General features: G+C 66.9%; 12 protein-coding genes. 3 read left to right on the top strand and 9 right to left on the bottom strand.

The genetic code is table 11. The features are described from left to right. Positions 1-27: 27 nt before the first annotated feature. Positions 28-984, bottom strand: a complete 957-nt coding sequence (locus ACFEMD_RS05570; protein ID WP_394739969.1) for a glycosyltransferase family 2 protein — start codon at positions 982-984, stop codon at positions 28-30. Between the two features lie 144 nt (positions 985-1,128). Here ACFEMD_RS05570 and ACFEMD_RS05565 point away from each other — a divergent pair, with 144 nt between their 5' ends. Beyond that, positions 1,129-1,800: a hypothetical protein gene (locus ACFEMD_RS05565; RefSeq protein ID WP_394739968.1), complete on the top strand. Its 672-nt coding sequence runs from the start codon at positions 1,129-1,131 to the stop codon at positions 1,798-1,800. Between the two features lie 14 nt (positions 1,801-1,814). Here ACFEMD_RS05565 and ACFEMD_RS05560 read toward each other — a convergent pair whose 3' ends face one another. The 3 genes from ACFEMD_RS05560 to ACFEMD_RS05550 form a co-directional block, all read right to left on the bottom strand. Next, complete coding sequence (locus tag ACFEMD_RS05560) at positions 1,815-3,278, bottom strand: flippase (protein WP_394739967.1); 1,464 nt, start codon at positions 3,276-3,278, stop codon at positions 1,815-1,817. A gap of 33 nt (positions 3,279-3,311) precedes the next feature. After that, the gene (locus ACFEMD_RS05555; RefSeq protein WP_394739966.1) at positions 3,312-4,520 is read right to left on the bottom strand and encodes a hypothetical protein; all 1,209 of its coding nucleotides are present in this window, start codon (positions 4,518-4,520) and stop codon (positions 3,312-3,314) included. A gap of 107 nt (positions 4,521-4,627) precedes the next feature. Continuing rightward, the gene (locus ACFEMD_RS05550) at positions 4,628-5,614 is read right to left on the bottom strand and encodes a GDP-mannose 4,6-dehydratase (protein ID WP_394739965.1); all 987 of its coding nucleotides are present in this window, start codon (positions 5,612-5,614) and stop codon (positions 4,628-4,630) included. A gap of 229 nt (positions 5,615-5,843) precedes the next feature. On the opposite strand from ACFEMD_RS05550, the gene ACFEMD_RS05545 reads away from it, so the two are divergent. Beyond that, positions 5,844-7,265: an O-antigen ligase family protein gene (locus tag ACFEMD_RS05545; protein WP_394739964.1), complete on the top strand. Its 1,422-nt coding sequence runs from the start codon at positions 5,844-5,846 to the stop codon at positions 7,263-7,265. A gap of 67 nt (positions 7,266-7,332) precedes the next feature. Here the strand turns inward: ACFEMD_RS05545 and ACFEMD_RS05540 are convergent, their stop codons facing one another. The 4 genes from ACFEMD_RS05540 to aglF form a co-directional block, all read right to left on the bottom strand. Continuing rightward, complete coding sequence (locus tag ACFEMD_RS05540) at positions 7,333-8,061, bottom strand: phosphatase PAP2 family protein (RefSeq protein WP_394739963.1); 729 nt, start codon at positions 8,059-8,061, stop codon at positions 7,333-7,335. Between the two features lie 255 nt (positions 8,062-8,316). Continuing rightward, entirely contained in the window at positions 8,317-9,075 is a 759-nt protein-coding gene (locus tag ACFEMD_RS05535) for a P-loop NTPase family protein (RefSeq protein ID WP_394739962.1), read from the bottom strand. A gap of 5 nt (positions 9,076-9,080) precedes the next feature. Next, entirely contained in the window at positions 9,081-10,886 is a 1,806-nt protein-coding gene (locus ACFEMD_RS05530) for an ABC transporter ATP-binding protein (protein ID WP_394739961.1), read from the bottom strand. 73 nt (positions 10,887-10,959) lie between these two features. Next, complete coding sequence (gene aglF / locus ACFEMD_RS05525; protein ID WP_394739960.1) at positions 10,960-11,697, bottom strand: UTP--glucose-1-phosphate uridylyltransferase AglF; 738 nt, start codon at positions 11,695-11,697, stop codon at positions 10,960-10,962. Positions 11,698-11,905: 208 nt separating this feature from the next. Between aglF and ACFEMD_RS05520 the strand changes: the two genes are divergently transcribed. Further along, entirely contained in the window at positions 11,906-13,348 is a 1,443-nt protein-coding gene (locus ACFEMD_RS05520) for an O-antigen ligase family protein (RefSeq protein ID WP_394739959.1), read from the top strand. A 64-nt stretch (positions 13,349-13,412) separates the two neighbouring features. Here ACFEMD_RS05520 and ACFEMD_RS05515 read toward each other — a convergent pair whose 3' ends face one another. After that, positions 13,413-14,642 (bottom strand): O-antigen ligase family protein, encoded by a 1,230-nt coding sequence (locus ACFEMD_RS05515; protein WP_394739958.1) that lies wholly within the window; start codon positions 14,640-14,642, stop codon positions 13,413-13,415. Positions 14,643-14,691: the final 49 nt, after the last annotated feature.

The raw sequence follows: 14,691 nt of genomic DNA, 5'->3' as shown, positions 1-14,691 counted from the left end.
CGGGTAAAGGCTTCGGTGCGAACGGCGCTACGCGGGCCCGGACCCGACGGCTTCCCCGTACTCGAACCCGCTGGGGTCGCGCCTCGAGCGCAGGTATCGCGTCGCGGCGATCGCCGACCGAACGACCGTGGGATGGGTGTAGGAAAGCGCTAATAGGGCCGTCCTTCGTTTCGTCGGCTCCGCGGAGAGTGCCGCCTTGAGAGCGCTACGGGCGCTTCGGAGCTCGTCGTGATCCAGGTACGCCCGCCCCGCTCGCTCGGCGATCGCCGCCGTCGCCGGCTCCCAGTAGCCGCGCTCGCGGATCAGCGACTCGTGTTTCTCGAGCACGGCCCGATAATCGCGGGTCACGGCTTCGGGCGAACTGGACATGCTCTCGTGGGACGTCCGAAAGCAGAGGTGGTCGTCGACGGCATCGACGAGCCAGCGCTGACAGAGCCGGATGTAGAGGTCCCAGTCCTGTTTCGTCGGCAGGTCCTCGTCGAATCCGTCGATCTCTTCGAGTGCAGTTCGACGGACGAGTACGCGGGAGGGCGAGCCGAGCAGGTTCTTCCGCAACATGGATTCCGAGAGGTCGCCGGTGGGTGCGTCGCGTTCGACGTGGATAACCTCCCCGTCGGGGGTTACCGACACGGAGAGGCAGGTGACGAGGCCGACCCGGTCGTCGGCCTCGAGGCGTCGGACCTGCCGTTCGATCTTCGTCTCGTCCCACCGGTCGTCGTCGTCCAGAAAGGCGACGTACTCCCCTGAGGATTGCTCGATCCCCGTGTTCCGCGCCGCGGAGAGTCCTCGGTTTTCCTCGTGTTCGATTCCGATCACTCGATCGGGGTTGTCGTCGACGATAGCCCCGGCGTAGGCGGTCTCGGAGCCGTCGTCGACGACGATCACCTCGAGATCGTCGTACGTCTGGGCCAGTGCAGTTTCGACGGCGCCCTCGAGGAAGGCGGGGCGTTCGTAGGTCGGGATCACTACACTGACGGATGCCATACCGGTGAAATTTCCCTCGGCGTCTTCAGCGTGTCGCTTCCGCGAGGCGTTCGATGCGGGCTCGAGCCGGTTTCGACCACCGAGAGCTATACGGCTGGGATCGCTACTCGAGCCGTGACCGCCGCGTGCGACGTGGCTCGCCCCATGATCGACAGGACCCTGCTACGGCTGAAGCTGCGAGACGCCCTCCCGCGACGGGTTACGGGACCGACCGTCCCGCCGTTCGTGATCTGTCGGGCCGATCCCCGCGAGATCCGGACGTACCTCGAGTACACCGTGTTGCGAAAGTACCGCTCGGCCGGCCGGATCGAGCCCGGGGAGTGGGACCTGCGGGCGAAGCCGCTGGCCGAGAGCCCGAAGTACCGGCTGCTGCGAGGGTACTACGACGGACGCCTGGCCGGAGCGGACCTCACGGTCGAGACGCTGCGCGAGGCCGGCTACCCCGAGCGCGAGGCCCGCTCCTACGCGGCGTCCGGGTACGGCGCCTACCTCGACGAGCTGTTCGCCTCGATCCGGGAGCGGGGGATCGAACTCGAGCGTGACGCCCCTCAGGCGGAACGAACCGCCGACCGGTACGACCAGGTGGCCGTCAACGTCGGCCGCGACGGGGCGCTGATCTTCAACTCCTGTGGGTTCCACCGGCTCGTGGCGTCGCAACTGGTCGGACTCGAGGCGATTCCGGTCCGGATCAACGCCGTCCACGACCGCTGGTGGCGGACCCACCGTGACGCGGCGAACCCGTTCGACGAACACCCCGAGCTAACCTACGTCGGTCGAATCCCGATCCGGTGGCGGGACGTCCTGGCGCGAACCTGACGCCCTCGAGGCGGTCAGAACGGCGCCGCCGAACGGAGCTGCTGTCGTTCGACCAGGCCGATCGAGACCGTCGCTCCGAGCCAGACGGCCGTCCCGAGCGCGACGACCGCCGCGAGCGAGACGACGCCGTCGATCACGGTGGCGAACGGCAGGACGACCGCCGACATGACGGCCGTGACGGCTCCGACCTTGGCGCAGCGACGGCCGATCGCCCGCCAGTCGAGGTCCAGCTCGAGGTGGATGAGGTAGACGTTCACCGCGACGTAGGCCGCGTACGTCCCCGCCGTCGAGATCGCCGCGCCGGCGATCCCGATCGTCGGGATGAGCGCGAGGTTCAACAGGAGGTTCGCGACCGCCGCCGCGCCCTTCGCGTACGCGCGGTGTTTCGCCCGGCCGAGGTAGTCGAGCCCGCCGCTGGTGACGTAGGAGACCGCCTGCGCGACGAGGTAGATCGTCAGGAGCTGCAGGACGATCGCACCCCCGGCGTACTCGGGGCCGAAGACGAGCGCGAGCGTCGGCTCGGCGACGATCGCCAGCCCGGCGGCCGCGGGGACGTAGAACACGAGCGTGGCCGTCAGCGCCTCGCCGTAGAGCCGCGAGGCGGTCTCGAGGTTCCCCCGCTGGAGCTGTTCGCTGTAGCGCGGCGAGATCGCGAAGCCGAGCGAGTTCGCGGGCGATTTGACGAACGTCAGGAGCTGTTTGGCGACGACGTAGTAGCTGACCGCAAGCGGCGTCAGGAACGCCCCGATGAGGACGACGTCGACGCGCTTGATGATCGTGCTTCCGTTCTCGGTCAGCGTGATCGGGAGCGCGTACTCGGCGATTCGGCGGCGAAGCCCCGCCTCGAGCTCGCCCCGCTCCGCGCGCTCGTAGAGCCTGTAGACGACCGCCGCGAACAGCGCGGCAGCGAGCAGCGAGCTGACGACGTAGCCGACGAGCGCGCCGACCGCCCCGAGGCCGGCGAGTACGAGCCCGATCGCGACGATAGGACGGACGACCGCCTCGACGAGCGTGATGTACGCGGCCCACTCGATCTCCTTGAACCCCTGACAGAGGTTTCGCCCGGAGTTGACGAGCCCGTGGCCCGCGACGTACAGCGCGCCGACCAGCAACAGCTCCTCGAGTCCGGGCTCGCCTAAAAGCGCCGCGAGCGGTTCGCGAGCGGCGATCAGGGCGACGGTCACGGTCCCGAGGGTAACTGCGAGCGCGAGCGCGACGGTCTCGACGATGTGAGGGATCTGGCCGGCGTCGCGCTCCTCGTACTCGGTGAGGTAGCGGGCGGCGGACTTGCCGAGTCCGAGCCGGCCGATCACCGTGGCGATCGCGAAGACGGAGATCGCGAGGTACAACAGCCCGTACTCGTTGGGCTCCAGCAGACGGGCGAGGACGACGACCAGGAGGCCGCTCGAGAGGTTCCGAACGATCTGCGAGGCGAAGTCGGCCTTGAGTCCGGACGCGATCTTCCCTGCGAGCGCCATCTCGGCGTTCGTTCCGAGCAGGGCGGAATAAGGCTACTGATCGACGCCGCCGGAGTCGGGCGTCCCGCCGAACGTCCGGGAGAGCGGTATCGTCGTCTCCCCGGACGGATCGATCAGCGCGAACCCGACGAACGTCGCGAGCATCAGCGACGGCGTGGACAGCCCGCCGAGCGTGAACGACTCGGTCAGCATCTGCAACGCGAGCAGCGTCAACGCGGCGAGAACGAACCCGTTCCACGACGGATCGTTCCGCGCCCGCACCTTCCCCAGGGCCGATGCGACCGCGCCGGCGAGCGCGAGGACGTACACGCCGCCCACGGGGTATCCCGCGTTCAACACGATCGCGACGAACGAGTTGTGAGTCGGAACTCCGGCGTCGAATCCGGCGCCGATGAGGGGACTCTCGGCGGCCTGCGAAAGGGCGACTCCCCAGAACACGAGGCGTTCGCTGCCGCCGCGTTCGATTACGAGCGCGAGGTAGGACGCACCGAGATCGGTCAGGAGAAACGCCGACGCGGCGACCGCCCCGACGGCGGCGAACGCGAGTCCGGCTATCGGAGCGCGAAGGAACAGCAGGACGGCCGTTCCCGTCCCGAACGACAGCAGCGCCATCGTCGCGTCGCTCAGGACGAGCCCCGTCAGCGTCACGAGCAACGCCGCGCCCCAGGGTTGGCGCCGCGACTCGAGGAACGCCCACAGCGCGCCGAGGCTCGCGACCGCGGCCGCGAACCCGAAGGCGTTGGAGTTACCGTACACCGACGCGACGCGAAAGCCTGGCCGACCGAGGACGCTGTTGCCCGTCCACGGAAAGTTCGCCGCGGTGACCGTCTCGAGGCCGAGAAGGCCGATTCCGAGCAGGGTGAGCGCGGTGACGGCGCCGACGAGCCCGCCCACGAACTGCCTCGGGTGTGCGAGAAGCAACGGAGGGCAAACGTACCATAGCGTAACGCAGACCACGGGCATGAGAAGGATGTAGGGGACGAACGACGTCGAACCCGTGAGAACGAGCTGAACGATCAGTCCGACCCAGTAGAGGCCGAAGAGCGCGACGATCGGCCGCTCGAGCGAGGCGCCGGTCAGCCGGCCGTCCTCGAGTCCGTACAGGACGCCGAGCGCGAAAATCGACAGCAGGATGGCTCCGGAGATGACGTAACCCACGGCGGGATCGACGAGCCACGTGGTCGGGGCGAGTCCCGCGACGATGAGTGCAGCGCCGACGGACGCTGCGGCCGTCTTCGCCATGGCTCAGGAAGGGACGGTCCGTCCCTTTACCTTTTCCTCGAAAACGTGTGCGCCTTCGTCTCGTGGAGCGATCCCGGCCACGCGGCGCGACCCGCTTCGCTGCCCGATCAGGAGTCCAACACCAGCGGCTCGTACCAGTCCCGGTTCCGGCGGTACCAGTCGATGAACTGCGAGACGCCCTCCCGGATCGACGTCGACGGCTCGTACCCCAGCAGCTCGCGGGCCTTCGAGACGTCGGCGTGGGTGTGCTCGGCGTCGCCCGTCCGTCGCTCGCCGTACTCGAGACCGAGCGAGGGATCGATCTCGTCGCGAACCAGTTCCGCGAGCGTCCGGACGTCGACGGTGTCGGTGCTGCCGACGTTTACGACCTCGCCGTCGGCCGAATCGTCGTCCAGCAGCTGCCGGTTGACGCCGACGACGTCGTCGATGTACGTGAAATCCCGCGTCTGGGCGCCGTCGCCGTAGATGACGGGTGGCTCACCGTTCAGACAGCGCGAGACGAAGTTCGAGATCGCCATGTTGGGGCGCATCCGCGGGCCGTAGACGGTGAAGTACCGCAGCGAAACTGTAGGGAGGCCGTACACCTCGCCGTAGACCCGGGCGTACTGTTCGGCGGCCAGCTTCGAGACGCCGTACGGGCTGACCGGCCTCGTCGACTGGTCCTCGTCGTAGGGGAGGGACTCCGGTTTGCCGTACACCGACGACGAACTCGCGAGGACGACCCGCTCGAGGTCGGTCTCGCGGGCCGCATCGAGGACGTTCAACGTACCGTCGACGTTGATCGAGTTGGGCTTGCGCGGGTTGTCGACGCTCGTTCGAACGCCCGCCTGGGCCGCCTGGTGGTAGACGACGTCCGCGTCGCCGACCAGTTCGTCGACGAGGGTCGCGTCCCGAACGTCGCCCTCCACGAGCGCGTAGACGCCTTCACCCTCCGCTGCAGCCGCTCGGCCGAGCTCGATGGTTCGTTCCTTGATCCCGGTGTCGTAGTAGGGATCCAGGTTGTCGAGCACCGTCACGTCGTGTCCCGCTTTCGCGAACGACTCGGCGAGGTGCCCTCCGATGAATCCGGCGCCGCCGGTAACGAGAACGCGCATCGTTCGCCAACAGACCGCCGACTCCCAAAAACACATCGGACTTTTTATGTGTGGGTGCGGATCCGCCGACCGGTTAGCCGGGTACGCCGATTCGTCGGTCCTCGAGCGGAAGCGACGAGCGAACGGCACGGTTCGCGGTCCAATGTTTGGCAGCCCCGCGCGGGGAACGAACCGCCGGGATATAGTTACTGGCTCAGTTATTTATTTGTCGCCGATAATTACTCGAGACGTGAGTGCTGTCGAACGGGAGCCGGGGACGTTGTTCGCCCAGGGATGGGACCCCCAGCACCTCGTGAACCTGTTCATTTACGGTTTGTTCGGCCTGCATCTGATTCTGGTGATTCTCGCGTACTCGACGGACGCCGTCGCGGCGTGGCAGCTGGCGGCCTTCGCCGTCCTGCTCGGCGCGGTCTGTGGCTGTCGGCTCGTCACGAACGCGTACCAGGAGTTCGACCAGCTCCAGGCGGGACTGCTCTCGGTACTCGGCGTCTCCTTCGTCGTCCTCGGCGTAATCTACCAGAGCTCCTCGCCGGGGTTCGGTCTCGGGCCGAGTCGCCCGCTCGCGATCGCGATCGTGTTCGTCCTCTCCGTCTCCTTTTTCCTCGTCGTCACCGACGCCAGACGGTACACGGCGGGCCAGTGGGCCGCCGTCGGCTGCTTTACGGTACTGACCGGGATCTACCTCGCCCACACCCTCGCGTACGATCCCTCGAGCACGCAGTCGCGGTGGCCGCTGTGGGCGGCGGTCGTAATGGGAACGAGCCTTTTCGTCGTCCCGCGGCTCGTTCCGAAACGGGTGTTCCTCTGGTTTCTCCCCCGGCTGGCGGCGGTCGCGGTGGTACTCGGCCTGGGAACGTACGCCGTCGGCGAGTACAGCCTGTGGGCGTTCGAGGTCCGCCAGTGGTCGGGAACCCCGTCGGTGCCGCTGATCGAGACCGAGCGCTCGACGATCCAGTCGTTCTTCCCGAACCCCAACTCCTTCGGACTGGTCTCGTTCGCCGGTCTCGTCGCCGCGGTCGTCGAACTCCACCGCTCGGTCGTCGCCCGTCGACCGCTGGGAGCCGCACTGGCGGTGGCGCTCACCGGCCTCTGTGCGGCCGGCGTCTTCCTCTCGAACGCCCGGGCGGCGATGCTCGCCTCGGCGGTGGTCCTCGTGATCTACGCCGCCTACGTCGCCGGCGGCCGCGTCGCCGTCCCCGTCGCCGCCGTGGCGAGCACCGTCGGCGTCTTCGGACTGCTCGCTGCGATGTACGCGGACGTGGTCGACATCTCCACGTCGGGTCGATTCGAACTCTGGACCGCGAGTCTGCGGGCGATCCGTGACGGCCCTCTCCTGTTCGGCCACGGCAGCGGCCCCGCGAACCTCGTCATCGAACCCTATCTCGAGGGGGAGACGGCGCCGTTGCCGCACAACTCCTACCTCGAAGTGATGATCCAGACCGGCTTCGTCGGCGCCCTCGCCTACGGCGGGTTGATCGCCGGCAGCGTCGCTCGCGGGCTGGCCGCCTACCGCGACGTCGACGTCGCGATGCTCGCGTTCGTCGTCGGCTGGGCGATCCACCTGTTCTTCGAGTCCTACACCCTGTTCGAGTGGTCGATCGGCGGCGTGCTGGCGTCGATGGCGATCGGCTACCTGCTCTTTGGCGACTGAAGAGACCGAAGCCGAGCGCACGGACGACTCCTCGAGCGCATCGGTGACCGAACGGTTCCGGCAGCTCTCAGGTCGAACCCGTGACGAGACGGTCGTATATGCCGTACACCCGTCGTCGGATCGCCGGGCGTTCGACGAGCCACCAGCCGACCAGTCCGACGGCGGTCCCGACGAGCGCGAGGAGCGCCCGATCGTTAACCCCGGTGGCGACCGCAGCCGCGAGCGCGATTCCGAGCGCCGTGAGGAACGCCCGCAGCGGTCGGTCCAGCGCGAGCCGGCCGACCGTGGCGAGGTAGACGGCGCCGAACGCCACGGACGCGACGACGTCGACGAGGTAGTGCACACCTAGTGCGAGCCGGGAGACGGCGACGAGGGCAACGATCGCTCCGGCGATACCGATTCGAACCGACCGCCGGCCGCGCGGGAGCCACAGCGCCAGCGCGCCCCAGAAGACCGTGGCAGCCATCGTGTGTCCGCTCGGAAAGCCGAACTCACTGGGCTCGATCACGTGGTACTCCGCGGGCGGACGCGGAAGCGCGAACACCGACTCGAGCAGGACGACGAGCGCGAGGCCGCCGAAGACGGTCGCGATGAGAGACGCCGTTCGGTCGGAACACAGCGGCTCCTCCCGTCGGCCGCGCCGAATCGACGAGCCGACGTCGACGAGGTAAAACAGCACCAGCGCGGGGGCGACGAACAGGAGGTCCCCGAACAGCGTCGCCGCGGCGAACGCCTCGAGAGACCACTCCGGAAGGATCGCTCGGAGTGCCTCCATCACGCCGAGGCTACGGCTCACGGCGACCCGCGGACGCCGCGATCGGTCGTCCGCTCACCCCTCGAGACCGGGACGCGGAGACCGCCCCGCGTCGATACACAGCCCATCATCGGTTCTCGGCACGCACGTTATAGCATACCTGCTAGCTCTGCGTCAAAAGGCTATCGAGTCGTCGGACGCGGGGATCTGGGAACGATCGGCGTCGGATCCGACGTCCCTCACCCTCGAGCGCCGGTCCTCACTCGATCGGTGTCGGTATCGGTTGCGAGCGAGCGATCAACCGCTCCCGTCGCTTCGCAGTGCCCGATCGATGGTTGCGACGGCATCCTCGAGGCTCCCTTCGTTCGAGACTCTGATGACGGTGATGGAGTCGTCGGCCTCGGCTGCCTCGACGACTTCCGAACAGGCTCGCTCGTGTCGCTCCTGTGCGTCGTCCAGCCTCGCGACGCCGTGTCGCTCCGAGAGAGACTTCTCCCGGCTGCGCTGGCGCCGGAGGCAGACCGCCGTCGGCGCGGTGACGTAGACGAGCATCTCCGGCGTCGGCACGCGATCGAAGTACGCCTCGAGGGAGAACCGGTCTCCGCCCCGCCAGCGGACCGAGACGGCCCCCATCGCGAACCCCTCGTCCATACAGAACCGCTCGTCGGACCGGACCGTCTCGACGCCGAGCTGGTAGCGCTCCGCGGCGTCCCTGAGCAGCGACGCAGCCTGGTCGGGTTCCCGAGAGACCGCTCGTCGGGCGCCGACCATCGCGTCCGGAAACGACGGCTGCTCGAGCAAGAACGACGAGAACAGCCGTTTCCGAATCGGGTGCTGCAGAACGAGCGTCTCCGCGTACGAGCGGGGACGCGACGGCAACAGTCGGTACGCCAGCCGAGTCGGGCCGTCGTAGCGATCCAGAACCAGCCGCTCGAGCCCGTCCTCGTAGATCCCGCCGTAGTACCGCGAATCCGATGTGAGCCGTCCGTGTACCGCCGACTTACCCGCTCCCGGCGGGCCGATGAACTCGACGTGTGAACGATCGGTCGCACGCATTCGAGTCACTTGCGCGACTGGATCGCGTACAGGTCGGCGTACTGTCCGCCCCGGTCGATCAGGTCCCCGTGCTGGCCGGCCTCGACGACCTTGCCGTCCGAAACCGTGTAGATGCGATCCGCGTTCTCGACGGTCGAGAGTCGGTGGGCGATCGCGAGCATCGCGTAGTCCCGGTCCATCCCCTCGATCGCTGCCTGAACCTCTTGTTCGAGACTCGAGTCAAGATCACTCGTCGCCTCGTCCAAGATCAACAGCTCGGTGTCCTCGAGCAGCGCTCGGGCCAGCGAGACGCGCTGTTTCTGGCCGCCCGACAGCCGCGTGCCGTCGTCGCCGAGGACGGTGTCGTACCCGTTCGGGAGATCGTCGAGGAACTCGTCGATCTTCGCGATCGAACACGCCCGCTCGATCTCGGCCTGGGTCACGTCCCGGTTGCCGATCGTGAGGTTGTACCGCAGCGTGTCGTTGAAGATGAACGGATCCTGGCGGACGATCGAGATCCGATCGCGCCACTCGTCGACGTCCATCTCACCGATGGGAACGCCGTTGGCGCGGATCTCGCCGCGGTCGACCTCGTACAGCCGAGCCAGCAGCGAGACGATCGTCGACTTCCCGGCGCCCGACTGGCCGACGAACGCGACGAACTCGCCTTTCTCGACCTCGAAGTCGATCCCCTTGAGCACCCGTTCGTCGCCGTCGTAGGAGAACTCGACGTCGTCGAACTCGACGTGGTTGACCGTGTCGGGCACCTCGCGGGTCGGCTCGTTGACCTCCTCGCGGTCCTCGAGGTCTTGGATAAACTTCTGGGTGCGGACGAGGTGGGGAAGGTCGTTCTCGACCTTGTAGTAGTACTCGTTGAGTGCGCTGACCTTGGGACCGAGTTGCATCATCGCAAAGAGGAAGACGCCGAGCGCGCCGATCGACAGATCGGCGAACGTGAGCGCGAGGTAGATGAGCAAGAACACGGAGACCGCGACGCCGAGGTTGTAGAAGTTGTCGATCGCGGCCTCGTTGCGCCGGAGTTTGATTCGCGCGGTCGTGTACTGGTCGACGGCGTCGAGGAAGTTCCCGCGCAGCTCCCCGGCGAGCCCGAAGATCCGCACGTCGCGGATCCCCTGCGTGCCGGCCTGGGCGGCCTCCTGTCGGCGTTCGTTGGCGTCGGCGACCTCGTCACCGAGGTCGTATCCGCCCTCGAGGACGCCCCGAAGCAGGACCGTCAGTCCGCCGAGGATGGCGATCGCGATCAGCGTCAGCGTCGGCGCCATCACCAGCGCGATCGTCAGATACGCGAGCGAGAGAAAGAGTTGCTCGAGGACCTTGATTACGCGCCGGATCACCCGCCCCGCGTAGTAGGTCTGGGTGACGATCGCGTTGAGGATGTCGTCGGAGCCCTCTTCGTCGAAGTACTTCACTTCGGCGTCGAGGGCGTTGTCGAACGCCCGCACCTGCAGATCACGAATGTAGTAGGTCCGCAGCGCCTCGCGGAACCAGCCGACGAGGAAACTCGCCGTGTACCGCACCGTCATTACGACGGCGACACCGGCCACCACGAACCCGAGGGTAAACGGGACGCCGAGGGCGTCGTAGGCGACGACGAACGCTTCCATCAGCCCGTCGGCCTCGGCGACGGGATCGTCGGCCTGGACGATCTCGATGATCGGCAGGATGAAACTCAGTCCGATCCCTTCGAGAACCGCGGCGAGCAGCCCGAGGCCGACGATCAGCGTCGTGAACTTCGGGCTGAATCGGGCGACGTCCAACAGTGCGTCGATTTTGTCGCGCCGAGAGATATGTTCGGCATCGTCAGTAGACATCTCGGAGGTAGTAACGCATCGCCGTCGGAATCGTATAATCTCGTCGGAACCTGCCGCGGCCAGTCCCGGGCGGTCAGTCGGAGCTGGCTTCGGCCGGTACTTTCTCCTCGAGGCGCCGTTCGGCCTCGTCGCGGTCCTCGGGGTAGCCGACGTCGATACGCCAGCCGTCCAGACCGATGGCGTCGATAGTGCGTCCCGACTGGATCAGCAGGTCGACGGCGTCGCTGATCTCGTACTCCCCGCGGTCGGAGGGCTGGACGAGGTGGCAGGCGTGGAAGATCGCGGGCGTGAACGTGTAGAAGCCGGTCATCACGAGATTGGATGGTGGGTCGTCTGGCTTCTCGACGACGTCGGTGATCTCGCCGTAGGCGTTCGTATCGCAGACGCCGTAGCGGGAGGCTTCCTCCCAGGGGACTTCCTCGACGAGGAACGCCGCGTCCGCGCGTTCCTCCTGCTGGCGGCGGACGACGTCCTCGAGGTTCGCCTCGAAAACGTTATCGCCCAGGATCAGCATGAAGTCGTCGTCGATGTGTTCCTCGACGCAAAGCAGCGCGTGGGCGAGGCCGTTCTGTTCGCGCTGGTGGGCGTACGTGATCGGCACGCCGCGATACTCGTCGCCGTAGTGGTCGATGATCTTCTCCTTGAGGTAGCCGACGACGATGACGAACTCGCTCGCGCCCAGCTCGACGAGGCGGTCGAGACAGTGAGTGATGATCGGCTTCTCGTCGACCTCGACGAGTCCCTTCGGCTTGTCTTCGGTCAGCGGCCGGAGTCGCGTTCCCTCTCCGGCGGCGAGTACGACGGCTTGCATTGACACTAACTGGTGAGTCTCTCGTTACAATAACGTTCTGGTACGGACCGGTATTTATTTTGTAGAGTTCGGCCGCAAGACGAGCACTGTGTGGGCTCAGAGCGGTTTCGCTCCACTGTCGGGTCAGATCCGATCTGACCTCGAAGTCGCGAGGTCGTCCGTGCGAATAGGAGCAAATATTTGTTCCCGACTTCGAATCTGTAGGACAGTGAGTACCGCTGAGCGAGACTCGGCTACGTCTCTCATCCGGAGTCCGGAAGCCGACCGACTCCTCGAGGGCACGATCTACGGACTGTTCGCGCTCTACCTGTTTCTGGTTCTCGTCGCACAAGTGACCGACGCGATCCCGGCGTGGCAGCTCTCGGTGGCCGCGATCGTCCTCGGCGCGGTTCTGGGAACTCGGCTCGCCGTCGTCACCGACGATCGTCGGACGCACCGGTGGGCGGCGATCCTCTCCGTGTTCGGAATCACGGGCGTCCTCGCCGGCCTGCTCTACCAGACCAGTTCGCCGGGGTTCGGAGTGGGCTCGAGCCGAGTGCTCGCGATCGGCCTTGCGTTCGCCGTTCTCCTCTCGTTCGTTCTCGTCGTCACCGACGCCAGACGGTACACGGCGGGCCAGTGGGCCGTCGTCGGCTGCTTCGCGGTGATCGTCGGCGTGTATCTCGCACACACGCTCGCGTTCGTTCCCTCGAGCACGCAGTCGCGGTGGCCGGTGTGGGCCGCGACGGTGATGGGAGTGAGCCTCTTCGTCCTCCCCAGACTCGTCCCCGGGCGGGTGTTCCTTCGCGTTCTCTCGGGTTTCGCCGCGATCGTCGTGGCGCTCGGAGTGGCGACGTACGTCGTCGGCGACTACACGCTGTGGCTCTTCGAAGTCGGCCGGTACACCGCGTCCTCGCCGAGCGTTCCCGGGTTCGATCCGGATATCCTGACGCTGCAGTCGGTCTTCCCGAACCCGAACGGGCTGGGCCTGCTGTCGTTCGCCGGCTTCGTCGCCGCGGTCGTCGAACTCCACCGTTCGCTCGACGAACGGCGACCGATCGGCACGCCCGTCGCCGCGGTGCTCGCGGTCACCTGTGGGATCGGCCTCTTCCTCTCGAACGCTCGAGCGGCGATGCTCGCCGCGGCGGTTGCGACGGCGATCTACGCCGCCTACGCCGTCGGCGACCGAAAGCTCGTCCCGGTCGCGGTCGCGACGACTACCCTCGGCGTGTTCGGAGTCATCGCCGCGATGGCACTCGAAGTCGTCGGCATCTCCGCGACGGGTCGGTTCGAACTCTGGGCCGCGAGCCTGAGTGCGATCGGCGACGGTCCCCTCCTGTTCGGCCACGGCAGCGGGCCGGCCAACACGGTCATCGAGCCCTACCTCCCGAGAGAGGGGGCACCGACGCCGCACAACTCGTATCTCTCGGTACTCATTCAGACCGGGCTCGTCGGCGGACTCGCTTACATCGGGCTCGTCGCCGGCAGCATCGTCGCGCGCACGGTCACCTACCGCGAGGTCGACGTCGCGATGCTCGCGCTCGCCGTCGGCTGGGCGATCCACCAGTTCTTCGAGTCCTACACCATGTTCGACTGGTCCGTCGGCGCGGTGCTCGCGACCGCCGCGATCGGCTACCTCGTTTTCGGACACCGAGCGGAGCCGCGCCCGTAGCGGCGGGTCGATTCGCGAGGACCGGTTAGAAAAGCGTCCCGTCCTCGAGCGTGCCGCTGCGCTCTCAGGGAGTAGATTCCGATCGAATGGAGCTGATTCGTCGGCTCCCGACGGCGTAGGCCATCACGCCGACGATCGCGAACAGGAACCGGTTGTCGTTCAGGTCTCCGGTCACCATGGCGTTCACGAGCATGTAAGCGAAGAGAACTCCGAGAACGACGTGGGTCGCCTCCTCGTGCTCGAGCCAGTCCCGGGCGGCGTTCAACAGCGCGTAGCCGAACAGCGCACCGAGGAGCACGAGCCCGACGATGCCGAGTTCGAACAGCACCTCGAGGACGATGTTGTGCGGGTAGTAGCGGGTGTCGTAGCCCGGATCGATCAGCACCGGCCAGGCACCCAACCCTTCGCCGAAGAGGAGCATGGCCGGGTTCAGGGCATCGAACGTGTTCGTCCAGTAGCCAAAGCGAAGACCGAGCGAGCGCCCCGGACCGTCGGCCAGCGTGAGCAGTCGCTGGATGCCCCGCAGTTGCCGGGCGACGGTAGCGAACCCGATCAGTGAGACGAGTCCCACAGCGCCGTACCCCGCCAGCGCGATCCGGCCGTTCGGCAGCGTTCCGAGGACGATTCCCGCGAGAACGAGCAGTCCGATCGCACCGGCGACGGCGACCGTCGGCCCGCGAGCCCCGCTCACGAGCAGGGCGTAACTCATCGTGACGGCGCCGAAAAGCGCCGCGATCGTGAGCGTTCGATCCTCCCTCGAGAGGACGAGGTAGCCGACCGCGAGCAACAGTCCCAACCCGATCGCCCGACCGGTTATGAGGTAGTTCGTGCCGAACGGAGAGAGCTCGCCGCCGCCGGCCCGCTGGTATCGGTACAACATATCGAGGGCGGTGACGAACCCGACTCCCGCCGTGGCGAACCCGGCGTACCGGAGCCGGCGAGACGACGTCGCGACGACGACCGCGCCGGCACCGAGCGCCAGCCCGGTGACGCCGACCAGCCGCAGCGACTTGAAGAAGTAGTACTCGGTGCTCGGAGTCCAGAGTCCGGAGAGAACGGCGTAGCCGGCGAAGAGACCGAACAGCGTGGGGATGACGACCGACGGGAGCGTGAGTTCGAGTCGCCCGGCGGCGACCAACAGCGCGGAGAGCCCGACGGTTATCCCGCCGAGCAACACCGTCAGATCGATCGGCGACCACTCGAGGTACCAGGCGCTTTTGTACACGCCGGAGAAGACGAACGCGACGTAGCAGACGGCGACGGCGGCATCGAGATCCTCGTCGTGGAGACGCATCTATGGGTAGTATTTGAGGTTCGTTGATGTGCCTTGCCAATTCGAAACG

Source organism: Natronococcus roseus (genome assembly GCF_043677095.1).
Taxonomy (GTDB): Archaea; Halobacteriota; Halobacteria; order Halobacteriales; family Natrialbaceae; genus Natronococcus; species Natronococcus roseus.
The sequence above is the reverse complement of the archived record's forward strand: the minus strand, read 5'-3'. Positions and strand labels throughout refer to the sequence as shown.

Coding starts and splice junctions, on each gene's coding strand:
- ACFEMD_RS05570 (WP_394739969.1), bottom strand. CDS start 984: ATGGCATCCGTCAGTGTAGTGATCCCGACCTACGAACGCCCCGCCTTC.
- ACFEMD_RS05565 (WP_394739968.1), top strand. CDS start 1,129: ATGATCGACAGGACCCTGCTACGGCTGAAGCTGCGAGACGCCCTCCCG.
- ACFEMD_RS05560 (WP_394739967.1), bottom strand. CDS start 3,278: ATGGCGCTCGCAGGGAAGATCGCGTCCGGACTCAAGGCCGACTTCGCC.
- ACFEMD_RS05555 (WP_394739966.1), bottom strand. CDS start 4,520: ATGGCGAAGACGGCCGCAGCGTCCGTCGGCGCTGCACTCATCGTCGCG.
- ACFEMD_RS05550 (WP_394739965.1), bottom strand. CDS start 5,614: ATGCGCGTTCTCGTTACCGGCGGCGCCGGATTCATCGGAGGGCACCTC.
- ACFEMD_RS05535 (WP_394739962.1), bottom strand. CDS start 9,075: ATGCGTGCGACCGATCGTTCACACGTCGAGTTCATCGGCCCGCCGGGA.
- ACFEMD_RS05530 (WP_394739961.1), bottom strand. CDS start 10,886: ATGTCTACTGACGATGCCGAACATATCTCTCGGCGCGACAAAATCGAC.
- aglF (WP_394739960.1), bottom strand. CDS start 11,697: ATGCAAGCCGTCGTACTCGCCGCCGGAGAGGGAACGCGACTCCGGCCG.
- ACFEMD_RS05515 (WP_394739958.1), bottom strand. CDS start 14,642: ATGCGTCTCCACGACGAGGATCTCGATGCCGCCGTCGCCGTCTGCTAC.